This window comes from Methanoplanus limicola DSM 2279, assembly GCF_000243255.1.
GTDB lineage: Archaea > Halobacteriota > Methanomicrobia > Methanomicrobiales > Methanomicrobiaceae > Methanoplanus > Methanoplanus limicola.
This window is the reverse complement of the sequence record NZ_CM001436.1, coordinates 708,521-729,270: the sequence shown is the minus strand read 5'-3', so window position 1 is coordinate 729,270 and position 20,750 is coordinate 708,521. Positions and strand designations below refer to the sequence as shown.

The 20,750-nt window shown below is 44.3% G+C and carries 24 protein-coding genes and 2 tRNA genes; 23 read left to right on the top strand and 3 right to left on the bottom strand.

Translation table 11 applies throughout. The annotated features are described in order from the left end of the window. The first annotated feature begins 341 nt into the window (after positions 1-341). A complete protein-coding gene (locus METLIM_RS17315; protein ID WP_004076548.1) occupies positions 342-3,707 on the top strand; it encodes a PKD domain-containing protein in 3,366 nt (1,121 codons plus the stop codon). A gap of 471 nt (positions 3,708-4,178) precedes the next feature. On the opposite strand, the gene METLIM_RS03535 is transcribed toward METLIM_RS17315, so the two are convergent. From METLIM_RS03535 to METLIM_RS03525, 3 genes are all read right to left on the bottom strand, one after another. Then, positions 4,179-4,634, bottom strand: a complete 456-nt coding sequence (locus METLIM_RS03535; RefSeq protein ID WP_004076547.1) for a Zn-ribbon domain-containing protein — start codon at positions 4,632-4,634, stop codon at positions 4,179-4,181. 108 nt (positions 4,635-4,742) lie between these two features. Further along, entirely contained in the window at positions 4,743-5,123 is a 381-nt protein-coding gene (locus METLIM_RS03530) for a DUF2073 domain-containing protein (protein ID WP_004076546.1), read from the bottom strand. Positions 5,124-5,128: 5 nt separating this feature from the next. Next, the gene (locus METLIM_RS03525) at positions 5,129-5,770 is read right to left on the bottom strand and encodes an Era-like GTP-binding protein (RefSeq protein ID WP_004076545.1); all 642 of its coding nucleotides are present in this window, start codon (positions 5,768-5,770) and stop codon (positions 5,129-5,131) included. A 497-nt stretch (positions 5,771-6,267) separates the two neighbouring features. Here METLIM_RS03525 and METLIM_RS03515 point away from each other — a divergent pair, with 497 nt between their 5' ends. The 22 genes from METLIM_RS03515 to METLIM_RS03410 all read left to right on the top strand — a co-directional run bounded on the left by METLIM_RS03515 (position 6,268) and on the right by METLIM_RS03410 (position 20,748). Next, positions 6,268-6,852 (top strand): CBS domain-containing protein, encoded by a 585-nt coding sequence (locus METLIM_RS03515; protein ID WP_004076541.1) that lies wholly within the window; start codon positions 6,268-6,270, stop codon positions 6,850-6,852. Positions 6,853-6,995: 143 nt separating this feature from the next. Further along, entirely contained in the window at positions 6,996-7,859 is an 864-nt protein-coding gene (locus tag METLIM_RS03510; RefSeq protein WP_004076538.1) for a CBS domain-containing protein, read from the top strand. Positions 7,860-8,046: 187 nt separating this feature from the next. Then, positions 8,047-8,823 carry a CBS domain-containing protein gene (locus METLIM_RS03505; RefSeq protein ID WP_004076537.1) on the top strand — a complete coding sequence of 259 codons (777 nt, stop codon included), beginning with the start codon at positions 8,047-8,049 and terminating at the stop codon, positions 8,821-8,823. A gap of 112 nt (positions 8,824-8,935) precedes the next feature. Further along, positions 8,936-9,919 carry a deoxyhypusine synthase gene (locus METLIM_RS03500; protein WP_004076535.1) on the top strand — a complete coding sequence of 328 codons (984 nt, stop codon included), beginning with the start codon at positions 8,936-8,938 and terminating at the stop codon, positions 9,917-9,919. 115 nt (positions 9,920-10,034) lie between these two features. Further along, positions 10,035-10,119, top strand: a tRNA-Ser gene (locus tag METLIM_RS03495). A gap of 33 nt (positions 10,120-10,152) precedes the next feature. Further along, positions 10,153-10,602: a 30S ribosomal protein S13 gene (locus METLIM_RS03490; RefSeq protein WP_004076533.1), complete on the top strand. Its 450-nt coding sequence runs from the start codon at positions 10,153-10,155 to the stop codon at positions 10,600-10,602. Between the two features lie 13 nt (positions 10,603-10,615). Beyond that, positions 10,616-11,164 carry a 30S ribosomal protein S4 gene (locus METLIM_RS03485; RefSeq protein WP_004076531.1) on the top strand — a complete coding sequence of 183 codons (549 nt, stop codon included), beginning with the start codon at positions 10,616-10,618 and terminating at the stop codon, positions 11,162-11,164. Continuing rightward, positions 11,164-11,562 carry a 30S ribosomal protein S11 gene (locus METLIM_RS03480; protein WP_004076529.1) on the top strand — a complete coding sequence of 133 codons (399 nt, stop codon included), beginning with the start codon at positions 11,164-11,166 and terminating at the stop codon, positions 11,560-11,562. The genes METLIM_RS03485 and METLIM_RS03480 overlap by 1 nt, the downstream gene beginning before the upstream one ends. Before the next feature lie 3 nt (positions 11,563-11,565). Continuing rightward, complete coding sequence (locus METLIM_RS03475; protein ID WP_004076527.1) at positions 11,566-12,390, top strand: DNA-directed RNA polymerase subunit D; 825 nt, start codon at positions 11,566-11,568, stop codon at positions 12,388-12,390. 1 nt (position 12,391) lies between these two features. Next, positions 12,392-12,754 carry a 50S ribosomal protein L18e gene (locus METLIM_RS03470; RefSeq protein WP_004076526.1) on the top strand — a complete coding sequence of 121 codons (363 nt, stop codon included), beginning with the start codon at positions 12,392-12,394 and terminating at the stop codon, positions 12,752-12,754. Between the two features lie 7 nt (positions 12,755-12,761). Beyond that, positions 12,762-13,184 (top strand): 50S ribosomal protein L13, encoded by a 423-nt coding sequence (locus METLIM_RS03465; protein WP_004076525.1) that lies wholly within the window; start codon positions 12,762-12,764, stop codon positions 13,182-13,184. A gap of 16 nt (positions 13,185-13,200) precedes the next feature. Continuing rightward, complete coding sequence (locus tag METLIM_RS03460) at positions 13,201-13,602, top strand: 30S ribosomal protein S9 (RefSeq protein ID WP_004076524.1); 402 nt, start codon at positions 13,201-13,203, stop codon at positions 13,600-13,602. 32 nt (positions 13,603-13,634) lie between these two features. Beyond that, a complete protein-coding gene (locus tag METLIM_RS03455; protein WP_004076523.1) occupies positions 13,635-13,823 on the top strand; it encodes a DNA-directed RNA polymerase subunit N in 189 nt (62 codons plus the stop codon). 8 nt (positions 13,824-13,831) lie between these two features. Further along, a tRNA-Pro gene (locus METLIM_RS03450) sits at positions 13,832-13,904 on the top strand. A gap of 42 nt (positions 13,905-13,946) precedes the next feature. Further along, positions 13,947-14,114, top strand: a complete 168-nt coding sequence (locus METLIM_RS03445) for a DNA-directed RNA polymerase subunit K (RefSeq protein WP_004076521.1) — start codon at positions 13,947-13,949, stop codon at positions 14,112-14,114. Between the two features lie 19 nt (positions 14,115-14,133). Next, positions 14,134-14,742 carry a 30S ribosomal protein S2 gene (gene rpsB / locus METLIM_RS03440; RefSeq protein WP_048145560.1) on the top strand — a complete coding sequence of 203 codons (609 nt, stop codon included), beginning with the start codon at positions 14,134-14,136 and terminating at the stop codon, positions 14,740-14,742. A 16-nt stretch (positions 14,743-14,758) separates the two neighbouring features. Further along, a complete protein-coding gene (amrB, locus tag METLIM_RS03435) occupies positions 14,759-15,565 on the top strand; it encodes an AmmeMemoRadiSam system protein B (RefSeq protein WP_004076516.1) in 807 nt (268 codons plus the stop codon). 4 nt (positions 15,566-15,569) lie between these two features. Beyond that, positions 15,570-16,439 carry a mevalonate kinase gene (mvk, locus tag METLIM_RS03430; RefSeq protein ID WP_004076515.1) on the top strand — a complete coding sequence of 290 codons (870 nt, stop codon included), beginning with the start codon at positions 15,570-15,572 and terminating at the stop codon, positions 16,437-16,439. Further along, positions 16,429-17,193 (top strand): isopentenyl phosphate kinase, encoded by a 765-nt coding sequence (locus METLIM_RS03425; protein ID WP_004076514.1) that lies wholly within the window; start codon positions 16,429-16,431, stop codon positions 17,191-17,193. The genes mvk and METLIM_RS03425 overlap by 11 nt, the downstream gene beginning before the upstream one ends. Positions 17,194-17,345: 152 nt before the next feature. Further along, entirely contained in the window at positions 17,346-18,425 is a 1,080-nt protein-coding gene (fni, locus tag METLIM_RS03420; protein WP_004076513.1) for a type 2 isopentenyl-diphosphate Delta-isomerase, read from the top strand. After that, positions 18,416-19,762, top strand: a complete 1,347-nt coding sequence (locus METLIM_RS03415) for an RNase J family beta-CASP ribonuclease (protein WP_004076512.1) — start codon at positions 18,416-18,418, stop codon at positions 19,760-19,762. The genes fni and METLIM_RS03415 overlap by 10 nt, the downstream gene beginning before the upstream one ends. 20 nt (positions 19,763-19,782) lie before the next feature. After that, on the top strand, positions 19,783-20,748 hold the full coding sequence (locus METLIM_RS03410) for a polyprenyl synthetase family protein (protein ID WP_004076511.1): 966 nt from the start codon (positions 19,783-19,785) through the stop codon (positions 20,746-20,748). Positions 20,749-20,750: the final 2 nt, after the last annotated feature.

The window sequence follows — 20,750 nt, the reverse complement described above, 5'->3', positions numbered from 1 at the left end:
GTTTTTTGCGGTTTTTCTGGGAGAATTAATATTTTGTGGGCCGTGATTTAGCATTCCAAAAGCAGTATGCTACAGGCAATGCCGGCAGCGAAATTCCGGCACCAGCACAATGTATTTATGTTCATAATGAGGAAATACAGCATATAATTAATTGTTGTTCCTGAATTGACGGATTACTTAAAAGTATTACTGAATTTATGTGGATATATGTCCGGGTAATCCTGAATGTATGCTGGAATGTGATTTACAGTGCTTGTGTGCCTGTTAGTGTCATTTGGATTCATTGGTTCTGTGAGTCTTCAGGAGATTAAATATCATTACATCAAAGGGGTTGGTACATCATGAAGAAGGATAACAGAAAAAACAGAAATTACGGATACAAGGGAGATAAAAATAATTTGAAGAGATGTGAAGCCGTCTCAGATATGGTAGGTGCTATATTGATGGTTTCGCTTGTTGTCATCGGCATTGGTGCTGTCAGTGTGGTTATTACGAGTCAGAGTACGCCGGTTGATGTCCCGAGCATGTCAATAATTCCTGATACAAATGCTAATGATCTCTTTTTGTATCATTCCGGTGGCGACTCGCTGAAAAGAGGAGAATTTATAGTTCGTGTTGACGGTGAGGACTTTAATCCGAGTGAATTAAGTCTTATTCCTCTGGGTGATGATGACGGAGAATCTGACTGGGATTCGTGGGGAGTAGGTGAATCACTTGTTGTACCTGGTAAAAGTGATTATAGTCAGGTTCAGATAATTTCCACGGGCGGAGGGCATGGAAGTCTTATCGCCGGCAGTGGTGAAGCCGTAATAACTCCAACCGGAACTGCAACTGCAACTCCGACGGTAACCCCGACTGCGACAGCAACGGCTACACCTACGGTTACGCCCACACCGGAGCCTGATGTGCCTGTTGCAGACTTTACCGGTACTCCTACAAACGGTTCGGTCCCGCTTACTGTTCAGTTTACAGATCTCTCAACCGAAGATCCAACCTCATGGCTGTGGGACTTCGGTGACGGAACAACGTCAACAGAAGAGAACCCGGAGCATGTTTATTCGACATTTGGAACATTTACAGTAACTCTTACTGCAACGAATCCTTCCGGTTCAGGAGATATAACAAAGACCGATTATATCACTGTAATTCCATCACAGTCCTGTGAAGTAGAGGGTATAACCGGTTCTTACTATGAAAATGAGAACTTTGCCGGAACTCCGGTTAAAAGAATCGATCAGAGGATCAGGTTTGCAGATCAAAGAGCCATTGATGATGAAAGATATGATTACGGCAGTGATATTACAGACTGGCCAAACCCAATAATTGGACGTGATGAGCGTTTCAGCGTTATCTATGAGGGTTATCTCATGATTGATGAAGAGGATGATTATACATTCTATCTGACATCAGATGACGGTTCAAGGTTATGGATTGATGATAATCTGGTCGTGGACAATTGGGGTGATCATTCTCCAAAGGAGGAATCAGGTAATGTTCGTCTGACTGAAGGTTTCCATCCGGTAAAGGTCGAAATGTACGAGAAGACCGGCCATGCAGTCCTTCAGCTTGAATGGGAATCTGAAGGATTTGGCAGGGGATTTGTTGAAGATTTCTGTGCAGAGGACTGCTGTAAGGTGCCCACTGCCGGATTTACGGCTGATAAGACATCCGGAGGAGTGCCACTTACAGTACAGTTCTCTGATTCTTCGTCAGGAAGTCCGACCTCGTGGCTCTGGAGCTTTGGTGACGGTACAACGTCAACAGAAAAAAATCCGGAGCACACCTACGCAGGTGCAGGAGAGTATGATGTCAGCCTTAAGGCAGCAAATGCTGCCGGCTATGATTATGAGAATAAATCATCATACATCACGGTAACCGGACTTCCGTCACCTGTTGGATGGTGGAAGTTTGATGAAGCCTCAGGAAGTACGGCAGTTGATTCCTCCGGCAATGGTAATGATGGATCTATTAAGGGCACTTACTCCCGTGTTGCAGGTGCCTGTGGGGATGGCCTATACTTTGACGGCACAAGCACCTATGTACTTGTTTCAAATGACGATACTCTTGACGCACCAAAGTATATTGCATATGCTGCGTGGCTTAAGCCAGAACCACCTGTTAATCCCAATGGCATGGCATCCAAGTACTTAAATTTTACCTCCCTGATTTGCAAGGGTTCTCAGGATGAGGATAATTATGAATTATTCATAAGAAATCTGGACGGGACGTCTAAATTCTCATTTGAGACTTATTCCGGAAGCTACAAAGAGTACAGTACCACTGGGTTTGGCTATGAATACGGACAGTGGCAGCATGTTGCCTTTGTTGCTGATACAGATTCCGGAGCGGCAACGCTGTATATCAACGGTGAATATGCGGCAACGGTCACCTCATCCCTGCCGGATTCATTTGCTACAAACAATAATGCTCTGACGATAGGTGTGCAGCAGATGTATTCCCCATATTTCTTCAGATACAAAGGCGTGATGGACGAAGTGATGCTCTATACTGTTGCTCTAACGGATGATCAGATAAGAGAGATCTATGGAATATGCACACCATCACCCACTCCGAATGCACCAGTCGCTGATTTTACAGCAGATACAGCAAGTGGTGATGCTCCTCTTACAGTAAGCTTTACTGACAGTTCTACAAACTCGCCGACATCATGGCTATGGGACTTTGGTGACGGCACAACGTCAACAGAACAAAGTCCTGAGCATACCTATGATGAATCCGGGATATACAGTGTTGCACTGACTACGACAAATGCAGGCGGTACTGACACAGTCACAAAAACGGATTATATTGATATTTCCGGTGTGGAAATATCTGACTTTGCAAGATTTGTTGTGGATGAAGGTGTTTTCATCTATGGTGAAAAACTTGAATTTAACGGAGATTCGATAAATGGGCTTGGTTCAACGGTAATTATCACCAATGATCTTAAAGCTGATAAAATAAATGGCGGAGCTTCGCTTTCAGCTTCAAATATATATGTGGAAAATACGATTGATATGGATAAGGGCGGAGCTGATATAGGATCTCAGAGAAATCCTGGAATAATATATGCTGGAAACGATATGAAGCTCCTGCAGGGTAACCGTAATGTATATGGCGAGGTTCATGTAGGAAATAACCTTGAACTCAAAGATGCCAGAATTCATAATAATGTCTATGTCAGTGGTGATCTTAAACTTGAACATGAGCCATGGATAGCTGACGATGCCTATATTTACTATGTTGGAAAAATTGACTTTCCTAAAAATTTCCCTCAGTCAATCCTTGACAAGTGCATAAAAGTAGACTCAGTCCCGGAAATTTCAATTCCTGAATACAGTATTCCTAATGCGAAACAGGCCAGCTGGTATAGTTCCCATGGCTATAATTTCGACGATGGTGATAAAATCCTCAGTTCTGGTATAAAAATATTATCTGATGGTAATTATGAGAGGAAAAGGGACAATTCTGACGATCCGAGGAATATTATTATCGTATCAAAAGATGGAGATATCAAACTTGAGAACTATAATAAACCTGTATCAGGTATTCTCTTTGCACCTAAAGGAAAGGTGACTTTTAAGGGAGACTCATTTGAGGGCCTTGTTATTGCCAAGGATGGTTTTTATGTGGAACAGGGGGGAACAGATATTACATTTAAAAATATGGAGCAGTTCATAACTAATCCGGCTTACTATCCATTCTAATATTTTTTCTTAAATCAGTTATTTGTTATATAATGACCCAAATAGCTAAAAAAGTGTACACTACTGCCAGTCATATTTTGAAAATATTAACGTCAATTCGTTATTTCATTAAAATATTCGATATACTGCTGAAAAGGATTTATTGAATGCAGTACATATGTAAACTGCCAGTATGTATTTCTATTTTCCACAAAAATGTCGTAATTTTGGAAATGAAGGATTTAAAAAGAAATTGACCAATTTATTAAGCAGTAGTGTATTAAAAAACAGCTAAATGGGTAATGAATATTTTTAAATTGATGTGGGGAAGCCCTCTGCATATCTGGTGTTTTCATGGAATCCGGTACATTAAACTTCTGTGATATCTCTGAATGGCAGTTTCCTGCCTGGGATTTTGTGATTATTTCTCAAAATAGGTCTATTGGGGATTATATGGTTTTATTGATATTTTATTGACGGTTTGATTTCTTCTTATCTCTTCTTTTTCTTCTTTGATTTGGACATTGACATTATATCGACAACATATTTGTCATCCGTTCCCATCTGCATGACCATGCCATCGCTTTTGGCAAGTTTTTCAAGATTAAGCTCATATGTTCCCGGATTTAAAACCCGGATACTCTCAACACGGTCGTAGAGTTCAATCTTCTTCCTGTTCTTCCTGCTTTCACCCACTGCGCTGTTTTCACTCTCTACACCGTCTTCACTATCTGTATTTATCTTATCTTCCGGCTCTTTGATCTCAATAATCTCCCGGCCGGTCTCAGCGGCAATATCCTCTATCGTCTTCTCTTCCAAAACATCCTGGTGCAGGTTTTCAGGATTTATATACAGGAATTTTTTGCCGCCGCAGCTCGGACAGCCCTTAAGGATGTCTGTTGAGCCGTCTTTAAATTCCCTTCCGCATTGTGTGCATTTGTGAGGCATCTTTTCAATATTCACCTTAAATTACTGAACTTTCCGGCAATCTGCTTTAGTATTGGATTTTCTGATAATCATTTATATTGCCTGACTGTCCGGCAATCTTATTTCCTTTTATCTGGATGATACCCAGGCGCTTATAAGGTTTTTGTCCTTCTTCAGGGTCTTCATCTGGTTTGCAGGACCGATTACAGTCATTCTGCCGGATGTATTCTCTTTTTTACCGAAAAGTCCGCTGAAAAGTCCCCCGCTCTTCTGATGAGTGGCCGATTCACTGGAATATGTCTCCATTTCAATTCCTGCAAAACCGTCCGGTTTTATCTCGCGCATAGTTGTCTCTATCAGTAAACTCTGCTCATCGGGTGTGAGTCCTTTTTCAAGGACAACTACATTTCCGTCGATAACCTTTTCAAGAATCATCCTTATTTTTTCAAGTGATGTGAGATTCTCAAGACGTTCTGAAGAAATTAAATCTATCTGGACTCCCTGAATCATACAAATCACCCGAAATAATCGATCATTTTCTCGTAAAGCTCTTCCACATTATTTCCTTCAAGTCCTGATATTGAAATTACAGGGTGCTGCGGAAAAGCGCTTTTTATTCTTGTGGCAGATGCATCCGGGAGATCATTTTTATTGGCAACAATTATTACAGGCAGTCCGCGGCTCTCAATAATTCCAATCAGCATGATATTGACCTGCATGAAAGGGTCCTGGGTTGAATCAAGCATATATATTACACCCTCAATATCCTCCCTTAACCAGTGCATGGCTTCAGCAACTCCCTCTGTTGCCTCACGTGCCCTGACTACTGCCTCTTCAGACTCAATACCATATTCAAGGAATTCCTTATAGTCAATCTTGGTTGTTACTCCGGGTGTATCCACAATATCAATTGTTACTGCATTGCCCTTCTCATCCGCAATTGTGACTCCCTCTTTTCTTCTGGCACGGCGTGTCTCGTGCGGTATCTCACTTACAGGCCCTACAGCATCTCCGGTCCAGTCCCTGACAATACGATTTGAGAGTGTTGTCTTCCCTGCATTCGGGGGGCCGTAAATACCTATACGCATCTGTTTTTTCTTAAATAATCTGGCAATTATTTTTTTAAATTTCTTTTTTGTCCTGATAAAGAAGCTCATATTGTATTCTCCAGAAACATTGGTTTTGGTACAGTATAAATTAATATCATCTTCTGTCGTATGGATAAAATTTCTCATTTATTCCTGCATAAAAATCAAAATCAGTTCCTTTAAATGTGTAATATTAAAAATATCTGAAATTCTGTGCAGTTACAGAATAATATTCTCAGCATTTATTTCAGTTGGCTGCATGCCTCTCCCGGAATTTCCGGTAAAACTGATTAATAATCAGATTATTACCTCAAAGACATATAACTGTGGCTGTTATGGCAAAGAGACGAACAGCCGGAGGTATTCCCGGCTACTGCCAAAAACCCCGTAACCAGTATAATTTCTGATGAAAATATCCGTATAATATATACTTGATGGATGACACAAATTATAATTGGCTGTTTTATGTTAAATGCCAGTAAATATCCTTTTATAGTGCTGGAAACCATAGGATAACTTGTAGACCTCTCTTCTGCGGGATTTACTGCGGAGGAGGAGGTGGTCATGTGAGCGAAAATATAATGGATGCAAATCACTTCAAAATAGACGTTCCTGTAAAGGAAGTCATGAGGTACAATCCGGCCACAATCGGTGCAGAAGCGACTGTTCCAAAAGCGGCTGCAAAAATGTGCCAGAAAGGAGTGGGAAGTTGTATAGTACTGCAGAATAATGTGCCTAAGGGCATTGTTACCGAGGAGGATATTAACTGTAAAGTAGTAGCTAAGGACCGCAAACCGGGAGATGTGTATGTAAGTGAAATTATGAGTACACCTTTAATAACCATTGATGTTGACAAAACCGTCGGTGACGCAACTCACATGATGGTTAAGAATAAAGTGCGAAGGCTCCCTGTGGTGGACAAATCCAAGGTTGTAGGTATCGTGACAGTCAGGGATATTATCTCGGTTTCCAACGAGATAAACGAGATAATGTCTGATCTTATAAAAGTCAATAATGACTTTGAAGGTTCTGTTAACGGTTCTGCAACATCGGGAGTCTGTGACGACTGCAACCTTATGTCAGATGATCTCGTCTTCGTTGACGGGAGAATGCTCTGTTCGGTCTGCAGGAAAAGTGACGATACGGATTAAATCCGGATAAATTCCGGATATATTCATATCCTGCTTTATATGCCGGGTGATTCCCGGAGAAGGAAAAGGATAAAATAAAAAATTTCCAGAGAATATCGCTGTATGATATTTTAAATACTGCGTCTGAATATGGGAATGATTTCATGCAAAAAAATCAAAAAAATCACAACAATAAAATCTTAAAGGATATTGCAACGAAGGATGTCATCACAGTCTCACCGACGATGAGCATTATAGGTGCAATTGAAATAATGACAAAGAAGGGTTTCAGGCGCCTGCCCGTTGCTGATTCCGGTACAGGAAAGATCATAGGTATTGTGACAGCGGGTGACATCCTTAACTTAATGGGAGGCGGAGAGAAGTTTAATCTCGTTTCCGGCAAGCACAAAGGAAATCTTATAGCTGCACTAAATGACAACGTAAGGGAGATCATGACGACCCGCCTCATTACCCTGAAGGAAAATGCAAAGGTCAACGAGGTCGTCAGAACCATTGTGGACAAAAAATGCGGCGGACTCCCCATTATCTCGGAAAACAGTTCGGTTGTCGGAATTGTGACAGAGAGGGATATATTAAGGACACTCTCATGTGAGGACAATTATACGTCTGTCTCTGAGATTATGACAAAAAATCCCTATGTCACAAGCCCTGATGCGCTTATGACTGATGTTGCAAAAGAGATGATTTTCCGCAGATTCAGGCGTCTGCCTGTAGTCAGTGATGACGTTTTATTTGGAATCATCACTGCGATGGATATAATGAAATACGTTGGGAAAGGTGATCTGTTTAAGGGAATGGTAACAGGCAATATATCTGATCTCATGTCAGTACCTGTAAGGGATCTTATCAATGGTGAACTCTATACCACAACTCCTGATAAGCCCATATGTGAGGTTGCAAAGGAGATGATAAGCAGGAATGTAGGTGCCCTTCCGGTAATTGAGAATTCTCATCTGGTTGGTGTAATTACAGAATTTGATCTTGTCAGGGCCCTGACAAAAGAGTGATGATTTAATTAAATATAGCTGGCAGTTATATGGCAGACATCTGTACAGATTCAGACAATGATTCTTTTGTCCGGGTGTGCTGACTTATTATGTATCTGCATTCATAAAGGCATTTTTTTGAATGCCTGTAAGACAGAGAGAATATAATCCAATAAAATTTATGCAAATCCGATTGGAGGTTAAAAAAATGAATGAAAAAACCCTTGTAAAGGATGTAATGTCCAGACCAGTCACAATAGCAAAATCAGCACCAATAACTGAGGCACTCGACAAAATGTTATCTGAAGGTGCCGATCCCCTGATCGTAACCAATAACGGAGTTGTAACAGGTACAATCTCAAGAAAGGCAATAGCAGAGACGCTCGGCAGCAAAAAGACTTCTTCCCTGCCGCCAACAAAGATTCATGTCGTAAACCGGACAGATGATGACTTCACTTCAGTCTATTCGGATGAAGAGGCACAGATTCTCATCCCTCTGCTCCAGAGATATAAGATTGTGGTTGTACTTGATGAAGAGCACAAACCTGTCGGAAAGGTGGACGCAACAGATCTCTTAAAGGTCATGGTGCCGGAAGGTTCAATTGAAAATCTTATGCAGAACCCGCACAGCATCAACCCCGGTGAGCGTGTCGTTCACCTCCGCAGGAGGATGATTGATGAGAACAGTGCAAAGTTTGTTGTAACTGAGGAGGGCAATATCGTTGGTGTTGTAACCGAGACTGACGTGGCAAAATCCATGAAGGAGTTCAGAGAGACAGTCGGTGAGAAGCACCAGGAGCAGCAGGTCAGAAATCTCTACGTCAGTGATATAATGACTTCTCCGGCACTTACAATGGACATAAACGGAGATGTTGCTAATGCAATCGATCTCATTGTCAGCAAAAATATCAGCTCTCTTCCGGTAATAAAGGATGGAAAACTTGTAGGTATAGTCTCTAAAGAGAGCCTTATTGTTGCTCTTTAGGCCCGGAATTTTCGGCTGAAAGGAAACAATAAATAATTTATTCCCCTTTTTTTGCGCCCCGTCTCAATCGAATCTTTTTTTATTGAATCTCTCTTTATTTATTATCAGAATCATGAAAAGAGCAACATCAGTATCACCGTCCGGGAGTGTTGCCGGACTTATTGAAGGGATGAGTAAAACCGGTTTTCAGGGCAGAAAACTCGGTGAATCCCTTAATGTCTGGAAAAGAATGATAGATGATCCCGACTGCATAATCTTTCTCGGACTCTCAGGTGCAATGATCCCTGCGGGGATGCAGAAATGCCTCATAGAACTCGTGAAAAACCGTTATATTGACGGAATTGTTTCAACAGGGGCGAATATGTTTCATGACACCTGTGAGCATCTGGGTGTGCGCCACTATATGGGTCATCACAATGCTGACGACTGTGAACTCTTTTCAAGAGGTATTGACCGCATTTATGATGTCTTTGCATATGATGATGAATTCCGTGGTATTGAGTCTGAAATAGCTTCTTTTATTGAGGGTGTCTCCCCGTTCAATGCCTCTTCACGCCTCCTTATGGAAAAAATGGGCACGTGGCTTGGTGAGAAGAACCCCTCCGGAGAGTCAGTGCTGAACGAATGCGCAAAAGCCGGCATTCCGGTATTTATTCCTGCTCTATGTGATTCATCGGTTGGGATTGCCGTGCTTATGGCAAGAAGAAAAGGTACAGATGTATCGGTTGATCAGATCGCTGATGTTGATGAGATAACCACAGTCATAGAAAATTCTGTTCACACCGGAGTGATATATGTCGGCGGAGGCGTCCCTAAAAATTTCATTCAGCAGACTCATGTTATTGCAGGAATACATGAGAGGGATACTGACGGTCACCAGTACGCCATCCAGTACACAACAGATGCGCCACACTGGGGCGGACTTTCGGGCTGCACATTTGAAGAGGCCATCAGCTGGGGCAAGGAGGCGCCGGACTCATACCGTGTCCAGTGTTTTGCAGATGCCACAATCGCGCTCCCGCTCATTGTTTCGGCACTGACTGAGAGAAAACTTATCCGGGCCAGGATTCCGGATATGAAATCCTTCTTTGAATAACCGATCCTGTGTGGCTATACCACAACCCTTAATAACAAATTTATCATATCTAATTAAGCAACATTCATGGAGCGATATATGTTATCGCGAGTGTCGTAAGATGCGAGATTACTCTGTTGAGGTAGCCAAGCCTGGCATGGCGCGGGGTTGCTAACCCCGTGTCCCCCTGGGACTCGAGGGTTCAAATCCCTCCCTCAGCGCTTTTAGAGCAAATCTCATTGTGAGGCTATTGAATGGAAGAACAAGAGATTAATTACTTTGTAAGGATTGAAAATGCCGATCTCGACGGAACAAAGTCCGTTCAGATTGCACTTACCGGCCTTCCGGGAATCGGCATGCACACATCTGCTGTAATTTCAGATATGGCAGATGTAGATCCGCGTGCAACCCTTGGTCTTCTCGATGAGGAGCATGTGGAACGCATTCGCAATGTGGTGACAGATTATCAGAATCTTGTTCCTGTATGGATGCTCAACCGTCAGAAGGATGTCTATACCGGAGAGGCAAAACAGCTTCTCGGTTCAGATCTCAGTCTTGCCCTTGAGGATGACATTAACAGGATGCGTAAGATTCGCTGTTACCGCGGTATCCGTCACGAGACCGGCCAGAAAGTACGCGGGCAGCGCACCAAGTCTTCCGGAAGAAGAGGATCGACTGTCGGTGTCAGCAGGAAGAAGAAGTAATCGGGTGGTTTAAATGGTATATCCTGGTAAGAATCACAAGCAGTATGAAACACCAAAGAGGCGCTTTGAGAAGAGCCGTATCGATGATGAGAACCGTCTTGTCATTGAGTTCGGTCTCAGAAACAAGCGTGAGCTCTGGAAAGCCCAGAGTACGTTAAGGCGCTACCGCCGTGCAGCCCGTGACCTCCTTGCTCTTAAATCAAGTGTGACTGATGAAGCACTTATTGCGAGGAAGGAAGATGAGCTTCTTGGCCATCTTGCAAAATACGGCCTTCTTCCTGAAGGTGCAGGTATCGGCGATGTACTGGCAATGAAGACCGAAAATGAACTTGAACGCCGTCTTCAGACGGTCGTGTACAGAAAAGGTCTTGCACGCTCACCAAAGCAGGCACGCCAGATGATAACACACGGCCACATATCTGTAAACGGAAGAAAAGTTACAATTCCGGGTTGCAGAATCAGGAAGTCAGAGGAATCTGAGGTTCGTTATTACGGAAATTCCCCGTTCACAGGTGAAGCTCACCCTGAGCGCGGTCGTATCGTCTCCGGAGGCAGACAGTAATGGCAGAAGATTCAAAGGAAAAATGGGGCGTAGCTCACATTTACGCTTCGTTTAACAATACAGTTATTACAGTTACAGATCTTTCCGGTGCAGAGACCGTTACCAAGTCAAGCGGTGGAATGGTTGTAAAGCAGGCACGTAACGAAAGCTCTCCCTATGCGGCAATGCAGATGGCAATTAATGTTGCAAATGCAGCAAAGGACAAGGGTATTGTTGGTGTCCATGTAAAGGTGCGTGCACCTGGACGTGGCAAACAGCGCAGCCCCGGTCCCGGAGCACAGGCAGCAATCCGTGCCCTTGCACGTGCCGGAATGAGAATCGGCCGTATTGAGGACGTAACACCTGTTCCACATGACAGCATTCGTGCTAAAGGTGGAAGAAGGGGCAGGAGAGTCTGATTAATGGAAATCACATTCAGCAGGCTTGATGAGAATGCTGCAAAGTTTATTCTGAAAGGTACGACATTTGCCTTTGCAAATTCCTTCAGAAGGGCAATGATTACAGATGTGCCCACACTTGCAATTGAAGATGTATATCTGTACGACAATAACAGTGCACTCTTCGATGAAATTCTCACTCACCGCCTCGGCCTGATTCCGATTACAACAGATCTTTCAGAATATGTCAGAAGAGACGAGTGTTCCTGCGGAGGCGAGGGATGCTCACAGTGCCAGGCAGTATTTACTCTGAGTGTCGAAGGTCCGGGAATTGTTATGTCCGGAGATCTGGTTCCCCAGAATCCGGGAGCAGTTCCTGTAAACCCTGACATTCCGATTGTAAAACTGGATGAAGATCAGAAGGTTGTCCTTGAAGCAAGGGCAGAACTGAATACCGGTATGGAACATGCAAAGTGGCAACCGACACTTGCATGTGGATATAAGGCATATCCTGTCATTACAGTGAGCGATCGCTGTGACGGGTGTGGGAAATGCGTTGAGCAGTGCCCAAGAAATGTCCTTAAAGCCGGTAGTAAGGCAGTGTTAGTCATTGAAAGCAGACTGGAAGACTGTTCCATGTGCAGGCTCTGTGAAAAGGCCTGTATGGCAAGTGATATCGGAGATGAGCCGGCGATACGTGTAAATCCCCATGACAGTGACTATATATTTGTAGTCGAAAGCGATGGTTCAATGCCTGTAAAAGACATTATGATCCGCGCACTGGATATAATCGGGAATAAATCACGTGGCCTGGTGGATGTATTAAGCGACATTTCAGGAGCGATCTAAAATGAAGATAGCTACTAAGACAAATCCGCGCTACTCTGCCCTGGTTGCAACTCTAAAGGATGCATCAAGGACCAATGATGCAGGCGTATGGCGTGAGATTGCAAAAAGGCTGGAGGCTCCCTCCAGAAACCACGCTGAAGTTAATCTGAATAAAATCAGCAGATACGCACGTGAAGGCGAAACTGTAATTGTTCCCGGCAAGGTCCTTGGAAGCGGTGTGCTTTCATCAGGAGTTTCTGTCGCGGCACTAAACTTCAGCGAATCAGCCATTGACAAAATTAAAAATGCCAACGGCACCTGCATGACCATAGAAGACCTCGTAAAGTCAAATCCCGAGGGTAAAAGCGTAAGAATTCTGAGGTGAATTGAGAATGGTTACAGTTATCGATGCAGCCGGTCTGCGCCTTGGAAGACTTGCAAGCATTGTTGCAAAACGTTCACTTCAGGGTGAAGAGATTGCAATCATCAATGCAGAAGCTGCAGTGATCTCCGGTGCAAAAGCCCGTGTTCTTGCAGATTATGATCAGAAGAGAAAGCGCGGCTCCAGAGAAGGCGGACCGTTCTATCCAAGAAGACCTGATCATATAGTAAAACGCACCATCAGGGGGATGCTTCCTTACAAGAGACAGCGTGGTATTGAGGCATTCGCCCGTGTAAAAGTCTATGTTGGTGTGCCTGAAGAGTTTGCAGACATAAAAGCCGAGACTATTGAATCTGCCCACATTGAAGGTCTTTCAACACCCAAATATGTGGCTGTCGGAACAATAAGCAGCATTCTTGGAGCAAAATTCTAAGGGGGCTTTGAAAAATATGTCTAAAGTAATAAATACGAGCGGAAAAAAGAAGACCGCAATTGCAAGGGCTACATTTAAAGAAGGAAACGGGAGAATCAGAATCAATTCCATCCCTCTTGAGATATACAGCACAGAAATTGCAAGGATGAAAATTTCAGAGCCAATCCTTCTCTTCCCTGGTTCAACAGATGATGTTGATGTAACTGTTGATGTTTCAGGCGGAGGTTACATGGGCCAGGCTGAGGCTGTAAGAACAGCAATTGCACGTGGTATTGTAAACTGGCACAATGATCCAAGGGTAAAGGACGCATATCTTGAATATGACAGGACTCTCCTTGTTAATGACTCACGCCAGAAGGAAGCCAAGAAGCCACACGGCCGTGGTGCAAGGAAGAAATTCCAGAAGTCTTATCGTTAGAACAGCTAAAATTATAAGGGAGAGATCAAAAAATGATTCCGGTCCGGTGCTTTACATGCGGAAGAGTAGTTTCCGTATACTACGAAGAGTTTAAGAAAAGAAGAGATGCCGGTGAGGAGATCAGGGATATCCTTGACGATCTGGGGCTTGAGCGCTACTGTTGCAGGAGGATGCTGCTCACCCATAAAGAGATCATTGATGATCTCAACCCTTACCAATAAATTTATGAGGGGTCGTGGGGTAGCCTGGAATCCTATGGCGTTCGGGATGCTGTAACCTGAGTTCGAATCTCAGCGACCCCATTGTCAAATTTAAAAACAAAATAAAGATTCTATGGGATTATGATGAATACATACACCAGATATGAGAGAGCCAGAATTGTAGGTGCACGCTCTCTTCAGATTTCAATGGGCGCACCTCTTCTGGTTAAGACTGACAGGATTGATCCGCTTGAGATCGCTCTTGAGGAGTATGAATTAGGTGTCATACCCATCACCGTTAAGAGAAAATAGTACTGGAGCTGATGTAAAATTGAATTCAAATGAAATAGAGATTGAACTGAAAGAATCACTTGTGCCTGTAGAAGAATATCTGGCTGCCGGAGTTCATATTGGAACACAGCAGAAGAGTCAGGATATGAAAAAGTTCATATACCGTGTAAGGGGAGACGGACTTTACATCCTTGACATCCAGCAGACAGATGAGCGCATCAAAGTCGCAGCAGATTTTATCGCTAAATTTGATCCTGCAAAGGTGCTTGTTGTCACATCACGTCAGTACGGCCAGTACCCTGCAAGAAAGTTTGCAGAGGCTGTCGGTGGTGTTTCAAAGGTCGGAAGGTTTATTCCGGGCCTTTTAACAAATCAGAGCATCAGGGAATACATCGAACCTGATGTTGTAGTTGTAACAGATCCTATCGGAGATCTTCAGGTAATCAACGAGGCTGTCCAGTGTGGCATTCCTATTGTGGCACTCTGCGATACAAACAATATTACCAAGTACATCGATATTGTAATCCCGACAAACAACAAGGGCAGAAAAGCCCTCAGTCTTGTCTATTACCTCCTTGCAAAGGAAGTAATGAGCAAACGCGGTATTGCAACTTCACTTACACCTGAAGATTTTGAAGTAGAGTTATAATTGGGGGCGAAACCTAATGGAATTACGCAGGAGCACTCTTGCCGGCAGTTTCTATCCGGCAGATTCTTCTGTTCTGAGAAAACAACTGAAATCTTTTTTTGAAAACATTCCTGATAAATCACTTTCTGCACTTCCAGAGCCTTTTGGCGTTGTATCGCCGCACGCAGGAATTATATTCTCCGGACAGACATCCGCATATGCTTATTCGGCAATTCCCAAAGAATTTAAGGGAACTTTTGTTGTTATAGGTCCCAGCCACGCCGGCTATCCAGACTGCGTCTCAACTGACAACTGGGAAACACCTCTTGGGACTCTTAAAAATGACAACGGTTTTATCAGAAACCTGGACATTCCGGTTGACAATTACGCACACAGGCAGAGAGAGAATTCTCTTGAGGTTCAGATGCAGTTCATCAAGTACCGTTTTCCGGACTGCCGGATTGTGCCGGTTCTGGTGGGCAGTCAGACCAGGAGGAATTCACTTTCTCTTGCAGAGAAGCTTTTTAAAGCCATTGAACTGTCAGAGAATCCTGTAAAGATTGTGGCATCATCGGATTTCTCACATTACATCAGTGATAAGGATGCCAGAATGCTTGACAACTATGCAATTGATGCCCTCTTACATCTTGATACTGCTGAATTTTACCGGAGAATTAATGACGAAGGGATCTCTGCATGTGGTTATGGTCCTATTATGGTTATGGCTGAGGTTTCAAAGAGACTTGGGGCAAAGAAAGCAGTTAAGCTTCATTACTCAACAAGTGGTGACATTAATGGCGACCGGAGCCAGGTTGTCGGTTATGCGTCATTAGCGGTGGTTTAAAAGTATGGCCACCTGCAGCGCACCCGGCAAGGTCTTTCTTTTTGGTGAACATGCAGTGGTTTTCGGAAAACCGGGCATTGCCATGGGAATCAAACCCCGGGTTTTTGTCACTGTAAGGAGGGGCAAAAATCCACCGCGTGTGAATTCACCTTACATTGAGAACTGTTTTGAGCAGACCGGCGTTAACGGGAGTGCATATATCCATTCGCAGCTGCCTTCGTCTTCCGGACTTGGGTCTTCTGCTGCTGTAACTGTGGCAACACTTTCAGCTATAAATGAGGAGTATAACCTCGGCATGGACAGGTCACATATCGCCTCGACTGCCTTTAAGATCGAGAAAAAGGTCCAGCGCGGAAGGGCCAGCCCTACCGACACTTTTGTATCCACATATGGCGGCCTTGTCCTGGTAAAGGACAATAAAAGAAGAATACTTCCGCCTGAAAATCTCAGTCTTGTAATCGGGAATACGATGGTGTCCCATAAGACTGCTGAACTTGTTGGCATGGTCGGAGAGTTCAGGCGCAGTAACCCCCATGTTGTTGACCCGATTCTTGATGCTATTGAGGCAGTGACTATCAGGTCACTTCATAATTTCCATAATCAGAAGACTCTCGGACGGTATATGGATGTCAATCATGCACTCCTTGAGGCGCTCGGTGTAGGTCACCCAATGCTCACCCGCCTTGTGACTGCCGCCCGGACATCCGGTGCCTACGGAGCAAAGATGACTGGTGCGGGTGGCGGAGGGTGCATGATTGCACTCTGTCCCAAGAGGTCAAAGAGCCGGATTGCAAAGGCAATAGAAGCGGCAGAAGGAAGAGCTATAATTACGTCAATAGATACCGACGGGGTACGGACTGAGGATGACAGTTAAAGAAATTATTATTTTAAAACTGGGCGGTAGTGTTATCACTGACAAATCCGGCAGCTGCATGATAGACGAAGAGAGAATTTCTGCTGTTGCAAAGGAGATATCCACAAGAAAGGACATATTTCCGGTTGTCATCCACGGTGCAGGATCATGCGGTCATCCGGAAGCGAAAGAACATCATATTGATAAAGGTCTGGATCATAATAATAGATCAGGTATATTTATCACCCATGCGGCAGTCAGAAAACTGAATGAACGGGTGGTAGATGCGCTTCGTGCCAGTGGAGTGGAGGCAGTAGGTATTCACCCGCTTGATGCATGTACCGCAAAAAACGGACGTCTAATATCATTTGAGCTTGGTCCTGTTGAAATGCTGGTTCGTCATGGCATTGTTCCTGTTTTACACGGGGATGTTGTGATGGATCTGGGTCAGGGTGCCTGTATTGTATCAGGCGATCAACTTGTCAGTTACCTTGGAGGGAATATGGCAGTTGACAGGATTGGGCTTGCAACCAATGTCTCCGGGGTTCTCAAAGACGGATACGTAATAGAGAGAATAACCTCAGAGTCAATTGCAGATCTGACTTTCAATGATTCAGGGAACACTGATGTTACAGGTGGAATGAAAGGCAAAATAGAAGAACTTCTTGTTCTTGCCGAAGACGGGATCAGTTCCGGTATATTCCATATAGACAGACTTGGTGATTTCCTGGACGGGCGCAGCCACGGCGGAACTGTGGTGACCAAAGACCATTAGCACTGCATTACAGTAGTTATGCGATAAAGGGATCAGGGAAGGATTTGATCCCGGCTAATCGGTACTGGTTTAACCTCAGTAATATCTCCGCACAATCCCGGAAAATCAGGCTTAAGGGCCGCAATAGTCCTGAAAATCCGGATATATAAGAGGTGACAACAATAGATAAATCCGGATATACATCCTCAAGAAAGAGAGAGCATCTTGAGATATGCTGTGAAAAACCTGTTGAATCAGGTTTTTCAGGTTTTGAGGATATAAGGCTTGTTCATAATGCACTTCCTGAGTGTGATATGAATAATATTGACAGAGGGGCTGAGTTTCTTGGCTATGAGCTATCTTCGCCACTTTTTATTGCCGCAATGACCGGCGGGCACAGTGATACCGCTGAGGTCAATGCAGTTCTTGCCGAGGCGGCAGAACACTTTAATATTGGCATGGGTGTCGGTTCCCAGCGTGCTGCTCTTGAAAATCCCGAACTTGAGGACAGTTTTACAATAGTCCGTGAAAGGGCGCCAGGTGCATTTCTGTGCGGCAATCTCGGTGCGGTTCAGCTTGCAGAAAAAGGTCCTGAATGGGCAGATCGTGCTGTGGAGATGATTGACGCAGAGGCGCTCTGTATTCATTTAAATCCGCTTCAGGAAGCAATTCAGCCGGAGGGTGATCATAATTCCGGCGGATGCCTTGAGGCTATCCGGGACCTGTGCCTCTCTTCCAAATATCCTGTCATCGTTAAGGAGACAGGGTGCGGAATATCGGGTGAGACTGCAAAGATGCTCTGTGATGCAGGAGTCTCTGCCATAGATACCGGGGGACTCGGCGGAACATCGTGGGCGGCTGTTGAGGCTCTCAGGGCTGACAGTGACCTTCTGGCAAGGATGGGTGACGATTTTAATGACTGGGGCATACCGACTGCTGTATCCTTAATGGAAGTTGCGGACTGTGGTGTGCCTGTTATCGCAACCGGAGGCTTAAAATCCGGAATAGATATTGCAAAATCAGTTGCACTCGGAGCCTCTCTTGGCGGCATGGCGTTAAAGCTTTTAAAACCGGCCATGAAATCACGTGAAGCGCTCTTTGAAGAGATTGAACTTATAAACCGTGAACTTACCGTTGCCATGTACCTGACCGGTTCAGGAAATTTAGCTGAACTGTCTAAAGTCGGGGCATATATCACGGGAAAGACGGCTCAGATGAAAAACAGAATGGAGATGAATAAAATATGGAAGTAGAAATAATTGCCGTAGGCGGTTATGGAGAAGTCGGCCGTAATATGACAGCCGTCCGCGTAGGCAAAGATATAGTAATATTTGATATGGGCCTTCGCCTTGACCAGATAATGATTCATGAGGATGCTGAAGTTGAAAATATGCATTCTCTTGATCTCATTGAGATGAAGGCTATTCCTGATGACACTATAATGAATACTGTCGCGGGCAGTGTGAAGGCGATAGTCTGCACTCACGGACATCTTGACCATATAGGTGCCATTCCAAAGCTTGCGCACCGCTATAATGCCCCGATTATCGGAACGCCCTATACTGCAAAACTTATCGAACAGCAGATTGAGGGCGAGAAGAAGTTTGGTGTCAATAATAAGGTATTTTCACTGAATGCCGGAAAGAAGTACAGGTACCAGATAACTCCCGATATAAGCCTTGAGTTTGTCAATGTCCAGCACAGTATAATTGATACTGCAATGGCGGTATTACATACACCTGCCGGAATAATCGTATATGCAAATGATTTCAAGCTTGACAGGACTCCTGTGCTTGGAAACCCTCCGGACTTTGCCCGTATGGCAGAACTTGGGCGTGAAGGGGTTTTAGCCCTTATTGTAGAGAGTACAAATGTAAGCCTTCCGGGAAGATGTCCGAGTGAGAAGGTCGCCCATAAACTTGTCAGGGATGTTATGACAAGCTATGAGGATGATAAATGCGCCATGATGGTAAGCACTTTTTCATCCCATATCGCCCGTGTAAAGACCATTGCAGAATGTGCACATGAGATCGGCAGAAAACCGGTGCTGCTTGGAAGGTCAATGGAGAGATACTCCTCTACTGCCGAACAGATGAAACTTGTAGGATTCCCGGACACGCTCTCAATGTATGGCAACAGGAAGACTGTTGACAGGATGTTTCGTAGGATCATGAAGGAGGGCAAGGACAAGTTTGTGCCTATTGTTACCGGTCACCAGGGTGAACCTGGTGCAATTTTAACAAGGCTTGCCGCCGGAAATACGCCTTACCGTGTTGATAAGGGTGATAAGATCCTCTACAGTGCCAAGATCATTCCAAATCCGATGAACTACGGGCAGAGGTACCATCAGGAGACATTCCTGAGAATGAAGGGCGCCCGTATCTTTCAGGAACTTCACGTGAGCGGCCACGCCCAGAAGGAAGATCATTATGAAGTTATTCATCTCTTCAATCCTCAGCATATCATCCCGTCCCACGGTGATATTGACATGACCGGGGCATATGTCCGGTTTGCAGAGGATTGCGGATATACTTTAAATAATGATATACACATTCTGAGAAACGGTATGAGAGTAAATGTCAGTAAATAATTTAATGTGAGGAAATCCCTATGAATCTTGAAGAATATCTTGAAAATACTGCTGAACTTGTCGACCTTGAACTGAACAGGCAGTTTGGAGGGCTTCCTACCCAGCTTGGGAAAGCAAGCAGCCATCTCCTCCTTGCGGGTGGCAAGAGGTTAAGGCCTGCAGTGACGTTACTTGCAGCTGATCTCGTCTCTAAAGGGAGATCACTGGATATACTTCCGGCAGCACTTGCCCTTGAGGTTACGCACACTTTCACCCTTGTTCATGACGATATAATGGACGGCGATTCTGTCAGAAGAGGTGCGCCGACTGTTCATGTAAAATGGGACGAGCCTACAGCAATTCTTGCAGGTGATGTATTATATGCTGAGGCATTCGAGCTTATAACCAATTCTCTTGCTGATAATCTTGCAAAAGTTCATAGTGTTGCTATTCTTGCAAGAACCTGTGTTGAGATATGTCAGGGTCAGCATGAGGATATGTCGTTTGAGAACCGCGATGATGTGGACTCTTTTGAATATATCGATATGGTCGGTAAGAAAACCGGGAAGTTATACGCTGCCGCTGCTTCAATAGGTGCAACTCTTGCGGGTGGTAATAAAAAAGAGGTTTCGGCTCTCTATGACTGGGGTTACCACAGCGGCATCGCTTTTCAGATTCAGGATGACTTAATTGACTTTATGGGTGAGACCGAAAAGACAGGAAAAGACCGGGCTTCGGATCTCCGAGAGGGCAAAAAGACACTTATTGCAATTATTGCAAAGGAGAAGGGCATTGATCTCTCAAAGTACAGAAAGGATTCCTTAACCGATGAGGAGATACAGGAGGCTATTGATATTCTCACAGATGCAGGAGTTATTGAGGAAGCCAGGAATGCTGCTATGGAGCATGTTGAGAAGGCCAGACATATGCTTGCAGTTTTCCCTGAATGTGAGGAGAGCAGGATTCTTGGGGAGATTACAGATTACTTCATCAACAGAGGCTATTAAAT

Excerpts from the sequence above, each read along its gene's own strand:
- METLIM_RS03480 (WP_004076529.1), top strand. The coding sequence starts at position 11,164 with ATGGCAGAAGATTCAAAGGAAAAATGGGGCGTAGCTCACATTTACGCT.
- METLIM_RS03425 (WP_004076514.1), top strand. The coding sequence starts at position 16,429 with ATGACAGTTAAAGAAATTATTATTTTAAAACTGGGCGGTAGTGTTATC.
- mvk (WP_004076515.1), top strand. The coding sequence starts at position 15,570 with ATGGCCACCTGCAGCGCACCCGGCAAGGTCTTTCTTTTTGGTGAACAT.
- METLIM_RS03455 (WP_004076523.1), top strand. The coding sequence starts at position 13,635 with ATGATTCCGGTCCGGTGCTTTACATGCGGAAGAGTAGTTTCCGTATAC.
- METLIM_RS03475 (WP_004076527.1), top strand. The coding sequence starts at position 11,566 with ATGGAAATCACATTCAGCAGGCTTGATGAGAATGCTGCAAAGTTTATT.
- METLIM_RS03490 (WP_004076533.1), top strand. The coding sequence starts at position 10,153 with ATGGAAGAACAAGAGATTAATTACTTTGTAAGGATTGAAAATGCCGAT.
- METLIM_RS03485 (WP_004076531.1), top strand. The coding sequence starts at position 10,616 with ATGGTATATCCTGGTAAGAATCACAAGCAGTATGAAACACCAAAGAGG.
- METLIM_RS17315 (WP_004076548.1), top strand. The coding sequence starts at position 342 with ATGAAGAAGGATAACAGAAAAAACAGAAATTACGGATACAAGGGAGAT.
- METLIM_RS03470 (WP_004076526.1), top strand. The coding sequence starts at position 12,392 with ATGAAGATAGCTACTAAGACAAATCCGCGCTACTCTGCCCTGGTTGCA.
- METLIM_RS03510 (WP_004076538.1), top strand. The coding sequence starts at position 6,996 with ATGCAAAAAAATCAAAAAAATCACAACAATAAAATCTTAAAGGATATT.
- METLIM_RS03505 (WP_004076537.1), top strand. The coding sequence starts at position 8,047 with ATGAATGAAAAAACCCTTGTAAAGGATGTAATGTCCAGACCAGTCACA.
- METLIM_RS03500 (WP_004076535.1), top strand. The coding sequence starts at position 8,936 with ATGAAAAGAGCAACATCAGTATCACCGTCCGGGAGTGTTGCCGGACTT.
- METLIM_RS03530 (WP_004076546.1), bottom strand. The coding sequence starts at position 5,123 with ATGATTCAGGGAGTCCAGATAGATTTAATTTCTTCAGAACGTCTTGAG.
- METLIM_RS03415 (WP_004076512.1), top strand. The coding sequence starts at position 18,416 with ATGGAAGTAGAAATAATTGCCGTAGGCGGTTATGGAGAAGTCGGCCGT.
- METLIM_RS03465 (WP_004076525.1), top strand. The coding sequence starts at position 12,762 with ATGGTTACAGTTATCGATGCAGCCGGTCTGCGCCTTGGAAGACTTGCA.
- METLIM_RS03445 (WP_004076521.1), top strand. The coding sequence starts at position 13,947 with ATGAATACATACACCAGATATGAGAGAGCCAGAATTGTAGGTGCACGC.
- METLIM_RS03535 (WP_004076547.1), bottom strand. The coding sequence starts at position 4,634 with ATGCCTCACAAATGCACACAATGCGGAAGGGAATTTAAAGACGGCTCA.
- METLIM_RS03525 (WP_004076545.1), bottom strand. The coding sequence starts at position 5,770 with ATGAGCTTCTTTATCAGGACAAAAAAGAAATTTAAAAAAATAATTGCC.
- amrB (WP_004076516.1), top strand. The coding sequence starts at position 14,759 with ATGGAATTACGCAGGAGCACTCTTGCCGGCAGTTTCTATCCGGCAGAT.
- METLIM_RS03410 (WP_004076511.1), top strand. The coding sequence starts at position 19,783 with ATGAATCTTGAAGAATATCTTGAAAATACTGCTGAACTTGTCGACCTT.
- METLIM_RS03460 (WP_004076524.1), top strand. The coding sequence starts at position 13,201 with ATGTCTAAAGTAATAAATACGAGCGGAAAAAAGAAGACCGCAATTGCA.